This is a genomic window from Viridibacillus sp. NPDC093762, from assembly GCF_050279675.1.
In the GTDB taxonomy this organism is placed as follows: Bacteria; Bacillota; Bacilli; order Bacillales_A; family Planococcaceae; genus Viridibacillus.
Window position 1 is genome coordinate 141,191 of the sequence record NZ_JBNNUK010000004.1, and the last position, 24,377, is coordinate 165,567.

A 24,377-nucleotide genomic window follows, 5' to 3' on the forward strand; every position below is an offset into this window, starting at 1 on the left:
AAAAACAATATCATTAGATATTTGCTCTCTACATCAGTGCCTCTCATAGTCAGTTTGTTTACGGCAAACCGGTAGAAACTTGCGAGCCTTATTCTCGCTATTATATGAGTGAATGCTATTAAGATTTTCGTTATAGAATGTTCCTATTATAGCACTCAAATTTTGAATTTCAATCCTTACAAATAATGAAAGACTATTCAATCTTTTTCACGTTTTTAAAGCACTAAAACAAAAGGAACTATGTGGTATTTAACTAGTTCCATTTATTTAAATATTCTATTTATTACGGCTCAGTAAATTATAACTTATGCTATAATTCCATTTAAGATATTTTACAAAAAAATACAATTTCAAGGAGTTGGAGATGAGATATGGGCAAATGTCCTAAATGTGACGGAAACGAAATGAAAAAAGGGGTACTTCACAGTGGTGCTGTAATGCTTCAAATGGTACCAGCAAGCAATATTAGAGGCAAATCCTCACCTATATCTGCAGAATATTGTAGTGATTGTGGATACATTGAAACTCTTTATGTCACTGAACCTAAGAATTTGAAATAACTTTCCTTATTCCAATATTGATTTAAATGCCATTCAGATAATTTATTAATTTACTCCCCATAAACACATTCACGCTTGTTAATTATATTGTAAATGAGTGTGAATTAATAAAACAAAAAACTACGTAGCTTAGAGGCTACGTAGTTTTTTTAGGTTAACGGTGACTATCAAAGTCACAATCTTCTAGTTTGACGATTTTCGTTTTATGAACAATTTTATAGCCGAACCAAATGGCTAAGAAAATTGGTAACCCGATATATGAAACAAGGATACCGTACCAATCGATATGGTCGCCTGTAAATGCTGTATAGTTTTGGCCAACAACGACGATTGCACAAAGTACAAAGGCGAAGATCGGACCGAATGGGAACCATTTTGCTTTATAAGGTAATTCGTTCAAATCGCGACCTTGTACAATATAGGCTTTACGGAATCGGTAATGACTTACTGCAATCCCTAGCCAAGCTACAAACCCACACATACCTGATGCATTTAACAACCAAATGTAGACAACACCATCACCAAAGAATGATGCGATAAATGATACACAAGCAACTAAACAAGTTGCTACTAATGCAGCCATCGGAATACCGCGTTTGTTTAGTTTAGTAAACATTTTAGGTGCTTTACCATCTTTAGCAAGCTCCCAAAGCATACGTGATGACGCATATAAACCAGAGTTTCCTGAAGATAAAATAGCCGTTAAAATGATCGCATTCATAACTGAAGCTGCAAACGCGATACCTGCATTTTCAAATACTAATGTGAACGGACTTACTGTAATATCACTACTAGCTAAACGTTCATCAGTAAATGGAATTAATAAGCCAATTGCTAAAATCGCTAAAATGTAGAATAACAGAATACGCCAGAAAACTTGACGAACAGCTTTCGGAATACTTTTTCCTGGATCGTCTGTTTCTCCAGCAGTAATCCCTAGTAGTTCTGTTCCTTGAAATGAGAAACCTGCTGCTAAGAAAATACCAAACATTGCGAAGAAACCACCATGGAATGGACCATCTTCAATGAAGAAGTTTTTGAATCCAACTGGGTCTTGTCCACCCATTAAACCAAATACCATCAAGAAGCTGACGATGATAAAGACGACAATTGTAACGACTTTAATAAGTGAAAACCAATATTCACTTTCACCAAAGCTTTTAATCGACAAGACATTTAAAGTGAAGATGATTACTAAAAACCCTGCGGTCCAGACGAATGATGATACATCAGGGAACCAAAATTTCATAATTAATGATACAGCTGCAATTTCAGCTGCGATTGTAATTGCCCAGTTATACCAGTAGTTCCAACCAAGAGCAAAACCTAGTGCTGGGTCAACGAATTTAGATGCGTAAGTACTAAACGAACCAGATACAGGCATAAATGCTGCCATTTCCCCTAAGCTTGTCATTAAGAAGAACACCATAATACCAATTAAAGAATATGCTAATAACGCTCCACCTGGACCTGCTTCGTGGATAGCTGCACCACTTGCTAAGAACAACCCTGTACCGATTGTTCCTCCAAGTGAAATCATCGTCACATGACGACTTTTCAGTCCTCTATTAAGACCTTGCGTTTCTACGCTTTGGCCGTTATTTTTATTACTCATTAAGAATCCCCTCTTTCCATTTTTCATTGCAAAAAGGTTAACTTGATGTCATAAAAAATACCATCACAAGGAATATGCGATGGTATCTAAACATGCCCATCAACCTTGATAAAGATAGCTCAACACGCCCACTAAGACGTGACAGTTCTGCACCTTTCGGCAACAGCCCCAATGATTATAAGAAAAAGCTTATAAACACTTCGGCGATATTCCCTTTCAAATAGAATCACTGACGCTTTTCGCCTCATCCATTTTACTTTTTAATATCGCGACCTCTACCTCATCGAATGGATGAGGCATTGCAATATATTAATTTAATATGCCCCTATTATAATACAAGAGATTTCGATATTCAAGATGTAAGTTCTCTTGAATATTAAGGCAATTTAAGTTAATTTTTGTTAAGTCTTCAAAATATAACTTTTGCATCACTCGGTAGCGTTTGAATATGCTTTAAATAATTGAGCACTTTAACACCTTCTTCATAACTTTGGAATGAAAGCATGCTAGCAACATTTGTTGCTGTACTTTGAAATAAATCACACATAATAAATAGTACTTGCCCTGCTGAATCATAGCTAGCATTATTATATGTTGAGAGTAACTGCTCCCACACCTCTTTTGGTAATAAGTACTCTAGGTCCTTGCCGTTTTTTCCAACGCTTCTTGAAAAGTCTGTTTGCACTCCGACTTGCCAAGAAAGCATTTGAATCAGCATTTCACGCGTATTATGAAAATGTGCTTGTGCATAAAGCATTTCTTTTCTCCATAAACCTTTCGCAATATATGTAGCAACCCACCAAAACTCATTACAACAATCCTTATAATGTTCTTCTGTTGGGCATTGCACCCAGTAATTGACGTCCGTTGGTGGAGGGAGTTTAGGAAGTGAACCATTTTTATCTAACAAGATTGTAGTTAAACTATCTTCTTTACAATATATTTCTTGCTCTTCGACAGGGATAAGCATCAAATCAATCCGGTTCCCATCCGAAAATTGCATCAAGTATGTATAACGTCCACCAAGTTCAGGTGGAAACAACACCATGTCTTCTGGCGTTTGCATAATGACTCTCTCTCCAAAAATGTCTACCCAATGAGGATTATTAGTAAGTGATTTAATATCCGTCACAATATAAACGATATCAAAATCTTGAAAGGGATCCTTTTTCACATTATTATTTGTTCTTGAACCATTCATACAAACCGCGCGTACGCGTTCATCATTTTTCGCTACATCTAGGATTAAATCCATCATTTGCTGCGCTGTTCTCATCATCAATACCCCCGTATTAAATTGGTAATTATATTTTGAGCCATCTTATATAATTATCCATTTTCTTTGATATAATTAACCTTTGTCAATTAGTGGGTTAAAATATTATAAGATTCATAAATATATATAATAGGAGGCGTTACAATTGGCAACAAATCAAGCTGTTCAAAATGGCAACAAGCTAAAATGGAATCGTAATGTTTGGTTACTTGTAATTGGGATTATTTTCATCGCTTCTACATTACGTGCTCCTTTAACTTCTGTAGGTCCAATTATCTCATTCATTCGTGATGGTCTTCATATTTCAAATGTATTAGCAGGATTTATCACAACGTTTCCCTTACTTGCTTTTGCTGTTATTTCACCATTAGCGCCAAAATTTTCAAAGCGCTTTGGGGTAGAACGTACTTTACTATTCTCAACAGCAATACTTGCTGTAGGGATTCTCACTCGATCATTAGGTACGACCTTCACACTGTTATTAGGTACTACTCTAATCGGTGTAGCAATTGCTTTTGGCAATGTACTGTTACCAAGTTTGATTAAATTAAAATTCCCTTTACAAGTTGGGTTATTAACAGGAATTTTCACTGTTTCGATGAATCTATCTGCAAGCTTAGCAGCTGGGATTAGCTATCCGCTTGCTAGCGGAGATCTCGGTTGGAGAATTGCATTAGGCATCTGGTTTATTTTAGCAATAATCGCTATTATTGTTTGGCTTCCACAAATTCGTAAATCAAAGTCTGAATCCAATATTGGCTCGGAAACTAATAAAGAACACACCCCACTTTGGAAATCACCCCTAACTTGGACAATTACATTAGCAATGGGCTTCCAATCTCTAATTTTCTATACAACTGCAGCTTGGATTCCAGAAATGTTGCAGTCACAAGGAATGAGCGCTAATACTGCTGGTTGGATGTTCTCCTTTATGCAGTTTTCGCAATTACCTGCAACATTTATGATTCCCATTATTGCTGGCCGTAGAAAAGATCAACGCCCACTTGTTATTGTTTTCGGCGTTCTTTATCTAGTAGGATTCGGAGGTATTTTAGCTGGATGGACCTCTTTAACAGTGTTATGGATGATTTTACTTGGACTTGCAGGTGGTGCATCATTTAGTTTAGCTATGATGTATTTTTCGCTGCGCACACGTACCGCTCATGAAGCGGCAGAATTATCTGGTACTGCTCAATCACTTGGTTATCTATTAGCTGCTATCGGTCCTGTATTATTTGGCTATGTTCACGATATTACGAATAGCTGGACAACAGCTATCATTCTATTCATCATTACAGTTCTGCTATTAGTGACGGTTAGTATGCATGCTGCAAAAGAAGGCTATGTTACACCTGGAAAATAGAGTTGTATCCAAGCTTACAATGACTCGTATTTTTTGTATTACGAGAATCAAGTTATGCATATCCAACTTCACACTCCCAACAAAACAAGTCATAGAAAAAAGCTATTAAGTAGTTTTACCAATACTTAATAGCTTTTAATTTTTATTGTCTTTATACTTGCTAGCTTACTAATCCCCCTCCACTTTATGTCACACAAATACAATCTTTGCTATAAATTACTTCTCAAAATGATAGCGACCGTTAAACAATTCAAATGTAACAGGTTCTATAGCCCCTGAGAAATTAACTTGGAATGGACATTCTCCTCGTTCTGTTAATACTTTTGCAACAACTCCATCTCCAATAGGACTAGCAAAGTATAAGTCACCGCCAGCTAATGTCAGCACCTGTACAATAGCATTCAACTCCGGATCGACATACGCTTCCGCAACCTTTAACCCTAGATATCGAGACCATTCGTCAGCAGTTTTTTCAGCATCTATTACTGCAAAAGTAACTCCTGCAAAGTCCAACTTTTCTGGTTGCTTTCCAATGACTCCTTTTTCAACTTGCTCCTGTCTACGTTTATCATCATTGTCATCCCATTGAATAATAAATGGCAATTGAAGAGAGCCATTTTCTTCTCCAGCGTAAAGTAATTGCCAGCTAATAACGCTACCATCTGGTCGTTTTCTGTACATTGGTACTGGCCCATTTACTGATAGACCGTGCTTTTTTAAACTTCTTGCTACCTCTTCAATATCCGTTGTGCGAGCTGCAAATCTTACGAAACCTTCTTTGAATTTATTATTTACTACTGTTTCAATAAGGCTGTGATGTAAATGTTTTGCTCCTGCTACTAGCTCTCTGTCGTATGTACCAAGGTACTCTATATAACTTAAATCAAAGTAGCTAAGTGCATTGTACGTTCCGCGCCCTTCATGAACGCCACCATCAACAACGTGGATTCCTTGGTTTTGTAATGATTTTATTACTCCTTTTGGTTCATCTACAAAATGTACTAAGTGATCAAAAGATAATGTCATGTTCAAGTCCCCCTTATTTAAATAAATAATGTGAAACGATTTTCACAAATGCTTTCTCTATTGTTAATAACGCTCTTTCATCAAAATCGAATTTCGGATGATGATGTGCAAAATGAGTGCGTTCGTCGTCATTTCGTGAACCTGCTTTAAAATAAGTACCTGGTTTTTCATTTAAAAAATATGCAAAATCCTCTCCACCCATTGACGGTTCAAATTCAATCACCGATTCAGCACCAAATTCCCTTTCAAATAAACCTTTCACAAGAGCAGTCTCAGCCGGATGATTGTATAGAGCTGGATAGCCGTGTAAATAATCGATTTCATATGTGGCATGTGCTGATTTCGTTATGCCTTTGACGATTGAGTAGATTTCTTCTTTTACCTTATTGCGAACTTCATCCGTCATTGTGCGAACCGTTCCTTCAATAATTGCCGAATCAGCAATAATATTGAAAGCACTTCCTGCATGGAATACACCAACTGTCACTACCGCTGCATCAAATGGATTTAAGCGACGACTGACAATTTTCTGCAACGCTCCAACGATTTCACTACCCACAACAATTGAGTCAATGGATTGTTGTGGTTTCGCACCATGGCCACCTAGTCCTTGAATTTTAATCGTGAATTTATCAACTGCAGCCATTTTAAAACCATCCCCAACAGATACCTTTCCAACTGATGCACCTGCGTCTAAATGCGCACCAAATACATAATCGACATCTTTTAATATATCTTCAGCAATCATAAATTTCGCACCACCAGGAGGTTTTTCCTCCGCATGTTGGAAGATAAAAATGATGTTACCGTGTAGATGCTCTCTGTAATGGCTTAGTGTTTTCGCTGTCGCAAGTAATGCGGTCGTATGTCCATCATGACCACATGCATGCATGACACCATCTTTTTGAGATTTATATGCAACTTCTTTTAAATCTGTAATAGGTAATGCATCAAAATCGGCTCTCAAAGCGATTGTTTGACCAGCTTGATCTCCTTTCAAAATACCAATTAAACCATTTCCGCCTATCCCTTTTTTCACCTCTAAACCGAAGCTCTCAAGTTTTTCTGCAATAAATTTTGCAGTTTCATATTCTTCAAAAGATAACTCGGGATGCTCATGTAAATATCTCCTCCACCCAACAATTTCACCAAAACCTTGATCTATTTCTTCATAAATTGTAGTTAAAAGTTGTTTTTGCGTTATCGCACTCATTCAATACTCCTCCTTCAATTTATACTTTTAATTCAAATCGGTTTACTTTGAATTTGAGATAAATTTTTTTCTTAGGAAACTTTTCATTATATGCTCTGCAAATTTATTTCATGATAATAAAAAAGTCGATTTCTCTAAATGAAATAGAGAAATCGACTTGGTATGTAAGTCTCTCCTCATCTATCAAGTTTTTAATCAACTTGCTGGAAGTAGCACCTTGCTTTAATAGCGGTTGCTGAGATATCACAGGGCCAGTCCCTCCATCTCTCTCGATAAGAAAACCTATTGAATTAGTAGTAATTAAAATCATGTTACGCCAATCCATTGAAAATTGCAATAAATTTCCTGCAATTCTCTAAATCAATATGGCGCTTTCTGATAAAAATAATTTGGCGTTTTACGTTCATTGTCATATGGTTTATGGAATATATGCGTTGTAGCCGGTGATAATGGTGGAATAAGCCATGTCCAATTCCCCGTTACTTCACGCCCTGCAATTTGTTCATTGGATTCGAAGCGTTTGAATTGTTGTGCTGCTGTATGGTGATCAACAATGCTCACTTCATCTTCTTTATACGAGTATAAAACTGCCGCATTTAATTCAACTAATGCACGATCTTTCCATAAGGAAGAATTTGAAGCTGTATTTAAACCCATTTTTTCTGCGATTGTCGGTAACATATTATATCGATAGTCATCAGCTAAATTACGTGCACCAATTTCCGTACCCATATACCAACCATTAAAAGGAGCTGCTGCATATGTAATACCACCAACTTCTAATTTCATATTCGAAATCATCGGTACAGCATACCATTTCAAACCAAGGTCCTTAAACCATTCAAACTCAGGGTGTCGGATGGGGACTTCTAATATATACTCAGCTGGAATATCGAATAATTGCGGTTCTCTTTCTCCAACTTGAATAACTAGTGGCAAAATATCAAATCGACCACCTTGTCCTTGCCAGCCAAGTTGCTCACATTTCTTCGTAAACTCCACCGAATCTGGATCTCCCACAATGCCATCTGGCTTTTCATACCCAGCATAGCGGACTAATTGATGATTCCAAACACGTACATTACGTTGAGAGAAAATTGTAATGGTCGGGCGGATACGACCACCGTTTGTAGCGAAAGCAATATGCTCTAGAAGTCCTTGAAAAATATCTTGCTCACTTGTTAGTTCCCGCTTATCAAGCACTTGCAACGTTTGCCAAAACAAACGTCCAATACATTTATTGCTATTACGCCAACCTACTTGTGCCCCAAATTTCAGTTCATCTATTGTATGTTCATAAAATCCATTCTCTTGGATATCATGCTCTACTTCAGCTAAGCGTCTTACTAATTCCTCTTCAGATCGCTCTATTTCTGAATAATACAATTTTATAAAATCAATAGCCTCATTCAACATCGCCACAGTTCCTCCTGTCACCACTCGACTTCCTAACTACCATCATAGAAGAATTGATTTCCATTAGACAAGGCATAAGACTTAAATAATGTGGTGATTTTGTGGCAACTGTCAATTTTGGCATAAACTGATATTATTTATATTGTTATAAATTAACAGCTTATCCAAATATTTTATTATAGGTACTAAAAACCCTAACTTCTATAGAAGTTAGGGTTTTTAACAGTAGTTTACAGTGAATATTTTCATTTAGCAGTAAGAGCTAATTGGTGAATTTTCCCTGATTTATTTTCTTTATAATAAAGCACTTTACTTTTTACATACAAGTCTACGACATGGGTAGATTTTATTTTAGTTTTATTTTGACCATTTAGCTTCACTTTATATAAATAACCACTATCGGAATAATTACTATAGTAAATCCATTGGCCATATACGGCTAAGAAAGGTACTTTGTCGTTGACAACTTTTAATTGCTTATTACTTTTTTTATCCATCTTAAATAATTGATCATTTTTATTATTTGAAAAATAATATGTTCCACTTTTTTCAATCACGTTCCCCATATTGTGGAAATATCCGTATTTTTCACTATTTGCGTTTGGAAACTCTTTTTCTTTCCAGCTATGATCTTTTTTCAATTGTGCATCACATAGTAAAAAATAATGATAGTTAACAACTCCAGTTTTGTTTGGAATTGGATCATCCCAAGTCGTATCGATATGATAGTACTCACCATTAATCTTCACCATGTTCCAAGAGTGGCTCACGCCTTTACTACTTCCCGTAACAACTATCGTTTCCACTCCTACTTTATTTAAAAGTAGTTGCATTGACTTTGAATACCCATCACAAACGGCAACTTTATTCACTAAAGCACCATAAACTTCATAAGAATCTCGGGAAACCTTATCTTTTCCTTGGTTTTTGTAATCATATTTTACCGATAAAACTAGATAATCATGAATAGCCCTTATCTTTTCTATATCACTCATATTTTTTTTTATTTTTGCATTTATAATACGCTTTACTTCAGCATCAATTTTGTTCTTCTTTTTAAGAATACTTTGTTTACTGCCATCATATTTAAATTTGATTGTTCCAGTTGAGAATGTAGTTGCTCCATTATAATAAAAAATTTCCGGATGATCCTCAACTACCTTATTTACGATTGACCCAATTTTTTCAGGCCTTACTTCGCTAGAATTAAAATCTGTACTTGCTTCTACATTTTGCAAGCTTTTGAGAATATTATTATATGTCTTTTGTTCTTCGTTACTCAAAGATTTTGTTGAGATAGTGCTCCTTGCAAAGGTTTGCATAGGAAAGATGCTTGCTATTAAAATAATTCCTAGAATCACCTTCATTAACTGTTTCATCTATACCATTCCTAACCTTTTCTTTTCTCTAATTATATTAAATATAGTTCTAAATGAGTATCCGACATTAGTTATATTGACTATATCTGACGTAATTTGGCAGTGAATATATGTATCTATAATAGTAATATGAATGTTCAGGTTTTAGACTAAATACCTATATTAATTCCTTATTATCTATTTGTTTCCTAAAATAAAAAGAGGACTATTAGTGGCGAATTCCCACTAAATAGTCCTCTTTTTCTATGCCTTTGTACTTCTTCTGTTATATAAAACCCATAAACCAAACAGGATAGCTAAAATTCCTATAAATAGGGTACCTGCTGGATACTCTACACCTGTTTGTGGAAGTATTTTACTTTCTTTTACGCTACCCTGATTATTCGGCTTACCTGAATCACTCGGTTTTCCTGGTGTGTTAGGATTACCCGAATTGTTTGGTCCTCCCGGATTATTTGGATTTCCAGGTTTGCTTGGTTCACCCGGATTGCTCGGTTTTCCTGGTTCTCCTGGTTTACCTGGGTCAACTGGTTTTCCTGGTTCTCCTGGTTTACCTGGGTCAACTGGTTTGCCTGGGTCAACCGGTTTGCCTGGGTCAACTGGTTTGCCTGGGTCAACCGGTTTGCCTGGGTCAACCGGTTTGCCTGGATCAACCGGTTTGCCTGGATCAACTGGTTTGCCTGGATCAACTGGTTTGCCTGGATCAACTGGTTTGCCTGGATCAACTGGTTTGCCTGGATCAACTGGATGTTTGTATTCATTTGTTTTTGTTAAGTCCAGTATTTCAATTTGTTCTTTTTGGATAGCAAATTCTATCGGCTTGCTATCTAGTATATAACCAGCTGGAGCTTTTGTTTCAATAAGTTGATAGAATCCTTCATCAAGATTCTCTTCATAAATTTCACCATTTTTATCTGTTATTAGTTTCTCTTTCCCACTAACAACGGTATACTCATCTGTCTCTAGCTTTTTATACATCAATTTGAATTCTGCATCTTTTAATACGATTTTAGAATTATTTGCATCTACTTTTTTCAATTTAAATGCTCGGATAATTTTGTTGTTTTTAATTGTTATTTCTTTATCTGATTTGTCTAGAGTAACAACCACATTACTATCCTTCGAATCAATTGCGTAACCATTTGGAGCAGTGATTTCTTTTAATGTGTAATTATCATAAGGTAAGTTTTCAAATACTATCTTACCTTTTGCATTTGTTGTTTTTGTATCGACTAAAGAATTTTTACTGTCGTAAAGTTCAAAGATTGCACCTTCTAAAACTTTACTAGCATCTGCCGCGTCCACTTTAATGACTGATAGGTTTCCTTTGCCTCTAACATTTTCTTTTTTCACTACTTCTACTTTAGTTTGATCTTTTACAATCGTGAATTCAACTGGCTCTTCGTCTAGCAAATAATGTTCAGGTGCCTTTGTTTCAACAAATCGATACTCACCAGGTTCAAGATTATTTACAATAATTTTGCCATTTTCATCTGTTGTTAGTGCTGTTTTAATGGTCTTATATTCAGTACCTTGCTTTTGTTGAAGTTCAAATATCGCGCCTTGCAGTGTCGTAGCGGAATTTTCCTTATCAACTTTTATTAGCTCTACAGCTTGAATGATTCTATCATTGTAAATAATTTCTTCGTTAGCGCCACTAATCTTTATTTTTTTTGTATCATTAATACCTACAACATATCCTTTAGGGGCATGATCCTCTTTTAATAAATAGTTTCCGTAAAGCAATTTTTCAAACTTTACAGTACCATCTTCGCCTGTAGTCAACGTTTTGATGACCACACCACTTTCCTCATCGATTAGTGAGAATACAGCTCCTGGAAGAGGTTTTGTTTTATCATCAGCAGCAAATTTCTTTACTTCTAGACTTCCAACTTTACCTTCCCCTGTTCCTGAACCTGTTGTTTTTTTAACTTCAACAACGGCTTTAGATTCAGTTGTTTCCTCTGAAATTTGGTCGCCTGTCAATGTAATATCGTTATTAATCTTAGCTCCCACTTTATCTAAAATAAGTGACTGATATTCTAGAATATAAGGAGTGTCAATTGAATTCTTAAAGGTAAGCTCAAAGAAATCCTTATCGCCCTCTCCCTTTTTAAATTCAATTTTATATTGGTCGTGTTCTAATTCTTTTCCTTTTGTAACGTTCCCTTTTTCATCAACTGTAGTAGCGTATAGATGGAAGGAGTTTTCGAGTATAGATTGGTTACCACTTGGATTATCTGTTAATTTTACATTCGATACGCTTGATTGCCCGAAGTTAATATTAACTTTCCAATTAATAATCTTACCTTTCTGTACTCCTGATTTTTTAGTATATTCGCCTCCATGTTGTACGGATACACTTGCAGTAAGATCAGTTACTTTTTTCCCGTCATTATATAGTGTCGCAGTGTTACTATATTTATTTTTAATAAGTGAATCTTTCAAACTTGTTTTATATGAAATTAAATAAGGTTCATTAATTTCCTTATTAAAAATCACTTTAAAACCTGGTTTATCACCAGGATTCCACTCAACTGTATAATCTTTACCTTCTACTAACTCTTCTGTTTCTGTGCCGTTTGCTCCACCCGTTAAAGACATTTTATATACTTTTAATGAATCCTCAACAAGTTTTTGATTGTCTAAAATGAAATCTTCTACATAGGCATTTGATAGTGTTTTAAGGTTGTAATTTACACCGATATTCCATGTTATTTCTTTATCTACAGCATTGTACGAGCCGTTTTTAAAACCGTTAGATTGCGTATATTCATCTGGCGTAAATTTTGCCGTTGCTTCTTTTGATTTATCTTGACCATCTTTATCAGTCCATTTAAGACTGACGTTGTTTTCTAAATAATTTAAAGATTCTTTTTCACGATTTTCATAATTAAATTTTGTTTTATATTCAATTACATGTGGTGTATTAATTTCTTTTGTAAATTCAATTGTGAAGCCATTACCATCTGTATCTTCTTTTAATGTGTAATCTTCACCTTTTTCAAGTTCATTTCCAGGTGTTGTAATTTTAAGTGTGTCCGGAAGTAATGTTAGCCCTTTATTTGTAAATGAGTCTACAAGTTTAACGTTTTTCATTGAATGACTATCTTGGTTTATGGCAATCATCCATGTTGCTGTTTTGTCTTTATAATCTGAACTTACATAATATTTTTCTAGTATTTGTTGGTAAATGGTCTCTTTTCCTGTTCCTTGTCCACCATTACCAGATGTCACTTCATTTATGATTTCCTCGCCATCATAAACGCGATTATTCGCTTTTGTTTTATAGACAATTTTATATGCAGAATTTATTTCTTGATCAAACTTTAATTCAAACCCATTTTTACCTTCTGCTGATTTTGGAGTGAATGTATAACCAGTTGATACTGCTTCTGATCCATTTTCATTACCATTCTCACCAATTTTCACTTTTTCAACTTTAAGAGAATCATCTACAAACTCCTGTGTATTGTTAAAAAAGTCTGTTAGAATCGCTTTCTCTGCAGGAATTGTTTTTTCATTGTAATTGTATTTGATTTCCCACGTAATTGTTTGTTTTGCTGGATCGTACCCTATTGATTTTTTTTCTAACGTTTTCCCTCGTCCAACGCTTACTGTTGCACTAGCCGATTCCTCATTAAAGTCTGTACCTGATAATGTTGCTTTGTTTTCATAATGCGTTCCATCAGAATCTGTGATTTTCGTTGTGTATACTACACGATAAGCAGATTTGATGTCCCCTAAATTTATTTGGAAATCTTTATCTTCCGCTGTTTTTCCAAGGTTATATTCAGTGGTAACTTCTGCCCCTTGCTCAACACTTCCATCTAAATGCGTTATTAGTTTATATATCCTTACAGAATCAGCTTGCAATAATTGTCCTTTTTGGATAGGATCACTAAGCACAGCATTTTTAATAGAATCAAGACTTTTATTGAAGTCGATCGTCCAATCAATCGTATTTGCATTATATTTTTTATCTGGAGTACCCTTTTTATCAATAGTAGAACCTATTGGTTTGTAATCAATAGGGATATTAATAGAATCTTTACCAGTAATAGGTGTTACTGTAACTATTTTTTCATCAGTAACCACTACTTTTTCACTTATTTTCGATAAAACTTGTAGTGTCCCTTTAATATCTGAATGGTTTTCTATGAATTTATTAAAAGTAACAGTAGCTACCCCGTCCATACCAACTGAAAAGACCCCAATGTCTTCTCCATCGAACCTAAGTGGTGCATTTTTCACTTCTTCATAAACATTTAGTTCTTTTGGCAAATTAAATTTGAATATCGCACCCTCTGTGTAGCCATGATTATTTGGAAGTTCATATTCGTAATCTACTGTAATAATAGATTCACGATCGACACTTCCAATTTCCTCACCTTTCTTATTTTCAAAGGTCAATTTTGCACTCGTTAAGATATTCTCTTTTATATCTGTGTTTGGCGTTTTATTGTTTTCTTCTTCTCCTTTTGAATCATCCGTACCATTTTCTTCTGTTGTTGGTTTTTCATCTTCTTCAGAAGTGATTCCCTCAACTTCTTTAAGTAATTCTACCTTTTTTCCATTTTCAACTTTTGTATTCTCTACTGCCTCTTCTGTAGAATCGCCAGTAACTGTTGAATCGGCTTCAGGTTGGTTAACAGTGATTTCCTGTTCCCCAACGATTTCTATCGTACCAGAACCGCTTTTTGTCTGATCCTTTAAAATTTTCACTTGAATTTGGCTACCCGATACTGTGTACGAGCCGATTTCTATCCCATCAATTAGTAATTTATTTGTTTGAGTTGTACCTACCTTAACCCCTTCAGGTAATTGGAAATCGTATATTGCTGCCTCTTTCTTATCACCAGCATTAAAATGCCAATTATACTTAACCGTCGCTGCCGATTCTTCTTTCGAACCTTTGATTATTTCTGGGGTTCCTAAAATAAATAATTGCTCGTTATTACTATTTGCATTTGCAGCAATTGGAGTTAAAAAACTATTCACGAGTAATAGAATCATCATTGTTATAAAACCAATCTTTTTCATACTTACCTCCCTATTATTTAACCTCATCATTTTTCTGCACCATTTCAATTCTCCCGATATCACCTTATAATTAAAGGTTTCAACCAACTTTTTGCTCGGGTTTAACATTCCTCTTCCACCAATTTCTTCTATTCACACTATTCTTTATCCAAATAACTCATATTTCTCCTTTTCTATTTATTATTAACTACTTCATTTTGGGATTTATTTCGAAAAATTTTTCTAATTTAGGAATGCTCCATACCATTTTAACCGCTTCTTCTGAACAAATTCTGAACTAAATGAATTAGATGAGACTTAAGTTTCGCAAAGAAATATTTAATATAACATATTATTGAATAAATGAAAAATATATAGTTATATTTAACTAAGTAGAAAAAAAGTATATATTTAGTTATTAACACCGAATCCATAGTATTCTAACAAATTCGAAAATGAAAAAACTTCATAACTAATTCTTCGCAATATTAAAAGAGCTGCCCCCGAGTCAAAAAATGACTTGTGAGACAGCCCCTATTAATGAGAAAAACATTTATTATATAAATCTACAATTTCTTTAGGTATTTGAATGCCTAATTCATCTACGAGATTATTCGTAATTGTTTCGTAAAGCGCTTTTATCTTTTGCGTATTATTTAATTGTTGATAATGTTTCAACAACTGGTGCATAATCGTTTCATTATACATATCTAAAATCAGCATTTTTTCTAGACACTTCTCCACTAATGCGTTTTGATCTATTTTACTTTCTGTACTCGTGATAAATTTTTCGAGATATAGTAGAACGGCCTGTTTTATCCATTGTTGGTATTGAATCGACCATGGGTAAACGTCTCCTTCCAAATAATCTCCACTATAAAGTTCGAGTAACCTTTCTGCTTTTAAAGGATGCATGTCCTCTGTTTGTACAATTTGCATTAGTTCAAGGACATCACTTGTGAGGGGCACGGACAGTTTATAATGATCATTTACTAATGTAATGGAATTTTCCACACCAATATCTTTTATAGCTTTTCTCAATTGGTAGACAGTTGTATGTAATAATGTCACAGCTTTTGTAGCGTCCATTTCTGGCCATAACGCCTCAACAACATTCGCCTTATGAATCGGATTTTCTCTATTGTGCCATAAGAAAATGAATAATTCCTTTACTTTTCTTGTACGCCATTTTACTTCATTTTGTTGATAATCTTGTAGTGCAAAGCTACTCATGAAGCGAGCATACAAAACTTTGTGTGTTTGCTCAGAAAGACCTTTCCTAGATTTATATAAAGTAATTCTTTCTTCAACTTTTTTAATTGCCTTTCTTAACCGCGTCATACTTACAGGTTTCAACAAATAATCAGACGCGTTCACTTCAAATGCCTCTATTGCAAATTGAGGATGCGCCGTTACAAAAAGTACCTCTATATTACTGTACCTTTCCATTACTTTCTCAGCAAATTCAATTCCGTGCATTCCCGGCATTTCCATATCTATAAAAATAACATCCACCTGTATGTTAGCTAATTCTTGCAAGGCAAGAACCGGATTTGTATATTTCCCGACAATTTCAATTCCTTCTATATTACTAGTCATAATCTCAAGCACTTCTAAAGCAATTTCTTCATCATCGATTAATAGAACTCTCATCATTTTCACCCCCAGGTACAATTATAGTTATTTTCGTTCCTTCACTTTCTTTACTTTCTAATAAGAATGATGATTTTTCAATAAGTTTTAGCTTTCTATATGGGTTTAAAAAGCCTATTCGTGTACTCCGCTCATTCATTAACTCATTTTGCTTTTGAATAGGGATTCCTACGCCATCATCTTCAATCACTATTTTGACACCTACTGTTGTTTCCTCTATCGTTACTTTTACTGTCCCGCCATTAGACTTTTTGGCGATGCCGTGCTGAACTGCATTTTCAACAAGTGGCTGAATGGTCATTGAGGGGATAAGTGCTTCTATCGTTTCGTCGATCTCATATTCAATATTTAATCTATTACCAAAACGCATTTTTTCAATGGATAGATAAGCTTTCACTAATTCTATTTCATTTTCTAATGGGATTAAGCAATTTTGACCATTAAAATCTAATTTTGCACGGAAATACGTAGACAAATATTGTAGCGCCTCCCGCGTTTTCTCTTCATCCTTATAACTCAATCCAATAATCGTATTAAATGTATTGTATAAAAAATGTGGTGTAATTTGTGCAGATAAGAAATCTAATTCATTTTTCACTGCTTCCCTTGAAGATTCTTTCATTGATAACAATGATTCTATACGGACTTTTAATTCTTCTAGATTAATTGGCTTTTGTAAAAAGTCATTTGCCCCTCCTTGTAAGGAAATTATCAAATCTGATAATTGACCAGCTGCCGTTAAGATGACAATTGGAAGCTCGAGTAAACCATGTTCTTCCCTCACAATTTTACAAACTTCAAAACCTGACATATTTGGCATCATTAAATCTAATAACATTAAATCCACGGATTCATTCCCCATTATTTCAAGGGCGTCTACACCGCTTTCAACTGCAATCACGGTATAGTCCAAAGATCGTATAGAATTTACCAATATTCTCAAATTATCATGATCATCATCTACTACTAAAATGGTATAACCCTTTTTCCCTTCAATTTTCACCGGTACATCCAAGTATGCTTTTGAAACCTCTTTATCTTTTATTGCCAGAAGCATACTATTTTTTTCAGTTGGAAAATATGCTGGGTTCTCCACCGCTTTCAGCTGTGATTCGTTCGCTAAAGGAATCGTAAAAGTAAAACACGAGCCTTTTCCGATTTCTGAAGTAACCCAAATGCGCCCACCAGACACTTCCACTAGTTGCTTAGTAATACTTAACCCTAAACCAAGACCTTCAGATTCAATTCCTTTTACTTGATATAATGAGTCGAAAATTTGATTAATATGATCTTCCTCAATACCTATGCCTGTATCTGTAATTGAGATAAACATTTCTCCATTCTGCACTTTTGCAGAAAGTGTAATCTCGCCATATTTCGTGTACTTAATAGCATTGTAAATAAGATTAAAGAAAATCTGTTTTAACTTGTATTCATCTACATAGATTAATGGTAGATTAGCTGGAAACATATTAACTAATTTTAACCTGTTCGAAGTCGGTATTAGATAAAATACCTCAGCAATAATCTCTTCGACAATATGAACATTGACCGGAGTAGGTGAAATATTTACTTCCCCACGCTTGATTTTTCCAGCATATAATAAATCTTCTACTAATTTCGCTAACCGTTTACCAACTGTATGAATTAAAACAGCGACTTCTTGTTGTTCTTTTTTTAGTGCCCCTTTATTACCTTCCATTAATGATTTAGAGAGATTAATAATACCGTGTAATGGTGTCCGTAATTCGTGAGAGCTTTTCACTAAAAAATCATCCTTAACTTCATCATAACGAAGTAATTCCTTAGATAAACGATCTACTTCCGTAAAAGCACGCTGGTGACGGAAACCAATTAAAGAAGCTAAGCCAATTACCATTGTTAAAAACAGAAAAACGGGCTCATATTTAACTTTTATTTCAAATAAAAAGTTTAATGCAATTAAAATTCCATAACACGCAAATGATGTAACTATCATTAATATATACTCAGAACCTTCTTCTTTTTTCATTAAAGCCCTCAGTAATATATATACGATGTATCCATAGCTTAACCCTAAAATGAAAACCATTACTATTTTCTCGACCATAATAGAAGGAGCTAATAACAACAATATAGGATTTGGTATTCCCTCTATAAACACCTCAACAATTAATAAGCTACATAAAAATATGACAACTTTTTTATTTGTATATTGTTTAAAAAATTCATATATAAATAACAGAAAGAATAGAATAGCTAGATGAATAAATGTAAATTGGAAATATGACCTTTCATACCAAGATAAATTCGACATTTTAATAAAAAATAACTGCTCATTTAACGTAGTAATATAAAATCCCTGAAAGAAGCAAAATAAGCTAAAGTACAATTCATATAAATTTCTTTTTCGTTGCAAGTAGGTTACTAAATACATAATAAATAATAAGAAATAACCTGCAAAAAGAGACGTTTCTAACATCACATCCCCTGTTTTTGATATTTCAATGTCCTTTGCTGGCCCAAATTTCAGTGGAGAAATAATGCCAGCAACATGGTAATCTAGATTGGCTACTTGAATAACGACCTCTATTTCTAGGTCTTCACTAGTTCCATACACCACATACTTCTCATCACTATACTGATCTATTTCCATGTTTTTTGAAGGGTCGCCTTTTGCACCAGCCTCGACCCCATTTATAAACAATCGGCTAGAAGATCGGATTTTATCCATTTTGAATCCGTACTTCTCGTTATTTGGTAACTTGATAAGCAACCTATATGTACCATATTGTTCCGTATATTGTTTATTCCAATTTCCAGGAACATTAATAGTTGTCAGATTTTGAGTATATTCTTCATAAGTATGAGGTTTTTTGTCAGGCGTTATCAAATCACCTGCATAAAATTTCCATTCACCATTTAAATATACATTTCCATCTCTTTCAAAATCCCAATTACTCAAATCCAATACACCATTTTTGGCATCAGGTCCATTCGGTTGGAAAATATTAAAGTAGTTAAAACTACTTATAATTGTAAACAAAAAAATACCGATACAAACAGCGATGAATAGCTTTCTCTTCATAACACACCTCTTTGCTAGGTCAAATATGTAAAGTTCTTTTATTAATCAATTTCTATTTTCAATTCGTATAAACCTATTGTATAGGAATAATCCATAAGATGCTTAAATTGTTAAATCATTTCAAAGAATATTCACTTTAGATTACATTTGAATGTAAAAATGCTGTGCAAAGTTTAAACTCCAGACATGCCTTTCTTAAAGCCAATCTACTGATCATTAAAAAAGAAAACAAGATTCAAATATCATTAAAACATTATCAATTAATCTTATTTACACTATCAAAATGATAATAATAATTATTATTATCTACAATTTATTATCGAATTTAATTAATGAGTAAGTTGTTTAAAAGATCTTTATTTTATCTAATTCATATTCGCAATGATTTTTTAATACATTTAGCACTATCCATGCTATTTTGTTACCCTATTTGTTCCTTTTATAATTTATTTAGTAAGTGAATTGCACTTTTCGAAACACTATATATACATGACTTGATTACCTTTATTTATAGAATATACTTAGAGATATAAATTCCTTAAAGATAATCATTATAATTTACTTTTATCTATCAATCTGTTATATTAGTTTTGAAGAGTTCAATTGAGTTAAAAATAGGAGGCACAACATAATGACAAATGATAATAATAAAAAGTTAACAACTGCTGCCGGCGCACCAGTCGTTAGCAATACTAACTCTATGTCTGCAGGTAAACGTGGACCCCTTTTACTGCAAGATGTATGGTTAATCGAAAAATTAGCTAATTTTAACCGTGAAGTTATTCCGGAGCGTCGTATGCATGCTAAAGGTTCAGGTGCATTCGGTACTTTCACAGTAACTCACGATATTACTAAATATACAAAAGCTGCAATCTTCTCTGAAATAGGTAAAAAAACAGAAATGTTCGCTCGTTTTTCTACTGTCGCTGGTGAACGTGGTGCTGCTGATGCTGAACGTGATATCCGCGGTTTCGCATTAAAATTCTACACAGAACAAGGTAACTGGGATTTAGTTGGTAACAACACTCCAGTATTCTTCTTCCGTGATGCAATGCACTTCCCTGACTTAAACCATGCTGTTAAACGTGATCCGCATACTAACATGCGCTCAGCTAATAACAACTGGGACTTCTGGACAAACTTGCCTGAAGCATTGCACCAAGTAACTTATGTTATGGGTGACCGTGGTATCCCAACGGATTACCGTCATATGCACGGTTTCGGTTCACATACGTATTCAATGATTAACGCTGATAACGAACGTGTATATGTGAAATTCCACTTCACTTCACAACAAGGTATTAACAACTACACAGACCAAGAAGCTGCTGAAGTAGTTGCACACGATCGTGAATCTTCACAACGTGACCTATTTGAAACAATCAAAAAAGGCGACTTCCCTAAATGGAATATGTCTATCCAAGTGATGACAGAAGAACAAGCTCGTAACCACCGTTACAATCCATTTGATTTAACAAAAGTATGGTACAAATCAGAATTCCCATTAATTCCTGTTGGTGAATTCGAATTAAACCGTAACCCAGCTAACTACTTTGCAGATGTAGAACAAGCTTCATTCGCACCATCTAACGTAGTTCCTGGTATTAGCTTCTCACCAGACCGTATGTTACAAGCTCGTTTATTCGCTTATGCAGATGCTGCTCGTTACCGTTTAGGTGTAAACAATACAGCTATCCCTGTTAACGCACCAAAATGCCCAGTACACAACTTCCACCGCGATGGACAAATGCGTGTAGATGGAAACTTAGGAAGCACATTGCACTATGAGCCAAACAGCTATGGTGAATGGCAAGAACAACCATCATATAAAGACCCTGCATTAGCACTTGATGGACCAGCAGATATCTATGACTTCCGCGAAGATGATGACAATTACTTCGAACAACCAGGTAAATTGTTCAACATTATGAGCCCAGAAGAACAACAACGTTTATTCGAAAATACTGCTCGTAACATGGAAGGTGTTGAGTTCTTCATTAAAGAACGCCACATCATTCACTGCTACAAAGCAGATCCAGCTTATGGTACAGGTGTTGCCAAAGCAATGGGTATCGATATCGAAGATATGAATCTTAACAAAGAAATTCAATATCGTTAATATTACAAAGCCTCGTTTAGCTACTCATGCTAAGCGAGGCTTTTTTAGTTTTCAAACCACTTATCCACATTTTACTTAATTATTTTGAATATTCTATTCACTTATTAACAGAATTGGTGTATAACTTTATCTAAATTGTGGATAGTGTCATTCTTCCGCCAAAAAGTTATCCACAAAAAAACAACTCTCTTTTTTGAAGAGTTGCTTTTTTACTTTAAATAAACTATTTTGCTTCTAGTTTTGCCTGTATTACCTATGTATCAAGCAAGACCGATATGTATATTTCAATCGTTACTGTAATACAACTTACGAGTTAGTTACTAAAACAGTTTGACAATCTAATACAAAAATATATACGCAATTCCACACTCAACTTGAAGAATAATTGCATTTGTTATGTAACATAACAAAATAAAGACATCCACATATTACATGGATGCCTGATACTTAATTAGAGTGATTTTCTGCTAATATACGGGTAAATTCTTCTAACGCTGCTACTTTATTCATCGTACTAAACCAACGATATGATTCAGAGTCTAAAATTCGATAATGGTTGCTTAAAATATTTTGTTGCAAACGATATCCTTTATCCTCTTGTATTGTACGCCACCAGACATGTCCGCCCATAGTTTTTTCTTTAGAACGTGCAATCATGTCATGCGCTGTTAGCTCAACTACTTCCATCGGATCGCCACCCATCGAATTTTGCAAAATTGAGCTTTCTCTAAATAGGGCACAAAGGGCAACTGTTGTTGTCCAGCTACATGGTGTTCGTTGCTTTTCGATTTGAACAAGTGTTTTTTTTGAAATACCTAGTACCTCAGCCATTTTATCCTGAGTATAGTTATTTTCCGTACGTACTAACTTAAATTTCTCAGTAGCGATACTAATGATATTTTCCTTATCCATACTTATCACCCTTCTTTGTTTCTTTTAGTGTAATTTTATACTATTGAGTACAAAAAGGGAAATTTCTATTATAAAGTAAATTACAGAATAATTGATCTTTCTTTTGCCATTACAACACGATTTCTACCTTGTTCTTTCGCCTCATATAAGCATTGATCTGCTAATCCAATCATTTTTGTAGGCTCATTTGCCATTGAAGGATATTCTGCAATCCCCGCTGAAATTGTAATGTTTTTTCCAGCTGGACTTGTTGTTCTCTCTATATCTGTACGTAACTGCTCTGCTACTAGATAAGCTTCAGTTGCAGATGTATTTGGCAGTAAGATGATAAATTCTTCTCCACCATAACGGCAACATAAATCATCTACTCTTGTTACTTTTTTCATTTTCAAAGCTAAGAATTTTAATACTTCATCTCCAATACTGTGACCGTATGTATCGTTCACCGACTTGAAATGATCTATATCTATTAAAATAATTGAGTAAGGTGTATTTCCACTTGTCCATTTTTGCATTCGTTCATTTAATGTTCGTCGATTCGTCAATCCTGTAAGTGGATCTGTCGTTGATTGATCCATAAAGAAACTTACTTGCCCATGGAGAAAAGATAGGCTCTGAATTAATGCTTTTTTTAGTTGTATAACTTCATAATACCAGCCGGGTACTTGAGAAAGATTCTTTTCTTCATTTGCTTTCATACTACTTTCCGTTAATGTCGCTAGTTGCTGTAATGGACGTGCAATTTTAAGTGAAGCCCATAAAATGATAAGTAGTGAAACGAGTAATAGTGGTAATGCAACGTACAGCATCTGCTTTACCATATTTGTTGCTGGTTTCAAAGCAATCTCAGTTGGGCGTTGTGCCACAACCTCCCAATCGGCAATTGAAATATACGAATATCCTGCCAGCATGTCTTTACCTTTAGAATTGATCAAACGAGCTGCACCTGTACTATGGTTTTCAAGCATTTCGATTATAACTTTATTATCAGATATAACATCATTTATCCGTGATTTATCTTGATGATAAATTATGCGGCCATCGTTATCTACTACATACACGTAAGAACCGTCTTTATAAAAATGCTCACCGAGAACCTCGCTCAATACATTATCTTCTTTCAAATAAATAGTTCCACCAATTAGCCCTAAATATGAACCCTCTTCAGCAAAAATTGGAACTGAAATGAAGATGAGCAAACGATTTGTAATTCCTTTATAAGGCTTTGATATTAATGGTTTCTTTTGTGTTATCGCCTCTTTTATAGCATTAGAAGTAAGAGTCTTTCCTTTTAACTCTAGTGATTGAGGGGATGTTGCAAGTACTTCTCCCTGTGCGTCTACAATAGCCACAGAATTAAAAGTATTTGTTTGATTTTTTACCCGGTCTGCTTCATGTAACAATTTATCTTCATCATCAAAAATAGCTGTAATCTCTTCAGCACTTATATTAAGCGTTTGTAATGTCTCTTTCAAATAATCATTTGCTGTCGTTGCTAGTTTTTGTGCATACGCATGATTCGTTTTAAGAGTACTCTCTTGTAAAGTTTGCGTATTCGTACGATAGCTACTCAACAAACTACTCGCTATTGTTAAAAGGAATGCCAAAACAGCCACACTGATAATTAAATGGTGTAGTTTTAGATTAATTTTTTTCATATGCCCCTACCTATTTCCTAATATAACTCGATATAATACATCAAGTAAAATAGTAACATATCACAGTTGGTTAAAATACAAAAATTAACTATTTTTTA

14 protein-coding genes and 3 riboswitches are annotated in these 24,377 nt (G+C 34.6%); of the genes, 3 read left to right on the plus strand and 11 right to left on the minus strand.

Translation table 11 applies throughout. From position 1 onward, the window contains the following. Positions 1 to 26 precede the first annotated feature (26 nt). A riboswitch (purine riboswitch) is annotated at positions 27 to 128 on the minus strand. 243 nt (positions 129 to 371) lie between these two features. After that, entirely contained in the window at positions 372 to 560 is a 189-nt protein-coding gene (locus ACQKM9_RS07660) for an acetyltransferase (RefSeq protein WP_427733788.1), read from the plus strand. Positions 561 to 714: 154 nt separating this feature from the next. Here the strand turns inward: ACQKM9_RS07660 and ACQKM9_RS07665 are convergent, their stop codons facing one another. Continuing rightward, entirely contained in the window at positions 715 to 2,175 is a 1,461-nt protein-coding gene (locus ACQKM9_RS07665) for an amino acid permease (protein WP_427733789.1), read from the minus strand. 107 nt (positions 2,176 to 2,282) lie between these two features. Continuing rightward, positions 2,283 to 2,461: riboswitch (Lysine riboswitch) on the minus strand. Positions 2,462 to 2,584: 123 nt separating this feature from the next. Further along, positions 2,585 to 3,451 (minus strand): aminoglycoside 6-adenylyltransferase, encoded by an 867-nt coding sequence (locus ACQKM9_RS07670; protein WP_427733905.1) that lies wholly within the window; start codon positions 3,449 to 3,451, stop codon positions 2,585 to 2,587. Between the two features lie 145 nt (positions 3,452 to 3,596). On the opposite strand from ACQKM9_RS07670, the gene ACQKM9_RS07675 reads away from it, so the two are divergent. Beyond that, a complete protein-coding gene (locus ACQKM9_RS07675) occupies positions 3,597 to 4,814 on the plus strand; it encodes a CynX/NimT family MFS transporter (RefSeq protein ID WP_427733790.1) in 1,218 nt (405 codons plus the stop codon). A 216-nt stretch (positions 4,815 to 5,030) separates the two neighbouring features. Here ACQKM9_RS07675 and ACQKM9_RS07680 read toward each other — a convergent pair whose 3' ends face one another. The 7 genes from ACQKM9_RS07680 to ACQKM9_RS07710 all read right to left on the minus strand — a co-directional run bounded on the left by ACQKM9_RS07680 (position 5,031) and on the right by ACQKM9_RS07710 (position 19,590). Further along, complete coding sequence (locus ACQKM9_RS07680; RefSeq protein ID WP_427733791.1) at positions 5,031 to 5,840, minus strand: VOC family protein; 810 nt, start codon at positions 5,838 to 5,840, stop codon at positions 5,031 to 5,033. Positions 5,841 to 5,853: 13 nt separating this feature from the next. Then, entirely contained in the window at positions 5,854 to 7,053 is a 1,200-nt protein-coding gene (locus tag ACQKM9_RS07685; RefSeq protein WP_427733792.1) for a M20 metallopeptidase family protein, read from the minus strand. Positions 7,054 to 7,226: 173 nt separating this feature from the next. Then, positions 7,227 to 7,332, minus strand: a riboswitch (SAM riboswitch). An 81-nt stretch (positions 7,333 to 7,413) separates the two neighbouring features. Continuing rightward, the gene (locus ACQKM9_RS07690; RefSeq protein ID WP_427733906.1) at positions 7,414 to 8,469 is read right to left on the minus strand and encodes a nitric oxide synthase oxygenase; all 1,056 of its coding nucleotides are present in this window, start codon (positions 8,467 to 8,469) and stop codon (positions 7,414 to 7,416) included. Positions 8,470 to 8,714: 245 nt separating this feature from the next. Next, a complete protein-coding gene (locus ACQKM9_RS07695; RefSeq protein WP_427733793.1) occupies positions 8,715 to 9,848 on the minus strand; it encodes a DUF5050 domain-containing protein in 1,134 nt (377 codons plus the stop codon). 243 nt (positions 9,849 to 10,091) lie between these two features. Further along, positions 10,092 to 14,891, minus strand: coding sequence for a collagen binding domain-containing protein (locus ACQKM9_RS07700; protein WP_427733794.1), 4,800 nt, complete (start codon positions 14,889 to 14,891; stop codon positions 10,092 to 10,094). 516 nt (positions 14,892 to 15,407) lie between these two features. Then, positions 15,408 to 16,526: a response regulator gene (locus ACQKM9_RS07705; RefSeq protein WP_427733795.1), complete on the minus strand. Its 1,119-nt coding sequence runs from the start codon at positions 16,524 to 16,526 to the stop codon at positions 15,408 to 15,410. Continuing rightward, positions 16,501 to 19,590: an ATP-binding protein gene (locus tag ACQKM9_RS07710; protein WP_427733796.1), complete on the minus strand. Its 3,090-nt coding sequence runs from the start codon at positions 19,588 to 19,590 to the stop codon at positions 16,501 to 16,503. Before ACQKM9_RS07710 ends, ACQKM9_RS07705 begins: the two co-directional genes overlap by 26 nt. Before the next feature lie 631 nt (positions 19,591 to 20,221). On the opposite strand from ACQKM9_RS07710, the gene ACQKM9_RS07715 reads away from it, so the two are divergent. Then, on the plus strand, positions 20,222 to 21,709 hold the full coding sequence (locus tag ACQKM9_RS07715) for a catalase (protein WP_427733797.1): 1,488 nt from the start codon (positions 20,222 to 20,224) through the stop codon (positions 21,707 to 21,709). Between the two features lie 447 nt (positions 21,710 to 22,156). On the opposite strand, the gene ACQKM9_RS07720 is transcribed toward ACQKM9_RS07715, so the two are convergent. Together ACQKM9_RS07720 and ACQKM9_RS07725 are read right to left on the minus strand one after the other, a co-directional pair. Further along, the gene (locus tag ACQKM9_RS07720) at positions 22,157 to 22,621 is read right to left on the minus strand and encodes a helix-turn-helix transcriptional regulator (RefSeq protein WP_427733798.1); all 465 of its coding nucleotides are present in this window, start codon (positions 22,619 to 22,621) and stop codon (positions 22,157 to 22,159) included. Positions 22,622 to 22,701: 80 nt separating this feature from the next. Then, positions 22,702 to 24,279 (minus strand): sensor domain-containing diguanylate cyclase, encoded by a 1,578-nt coding sequence (locus tag ACQKM9_RS07725; protein ID WP_427733799.1) that lies wholly within the window; start codon positions 24,277 to 24,279, stop codon positions 22,702 to 22,704. Positions 24,280 to 24,377: the final 98 nt, after the last annotated feature.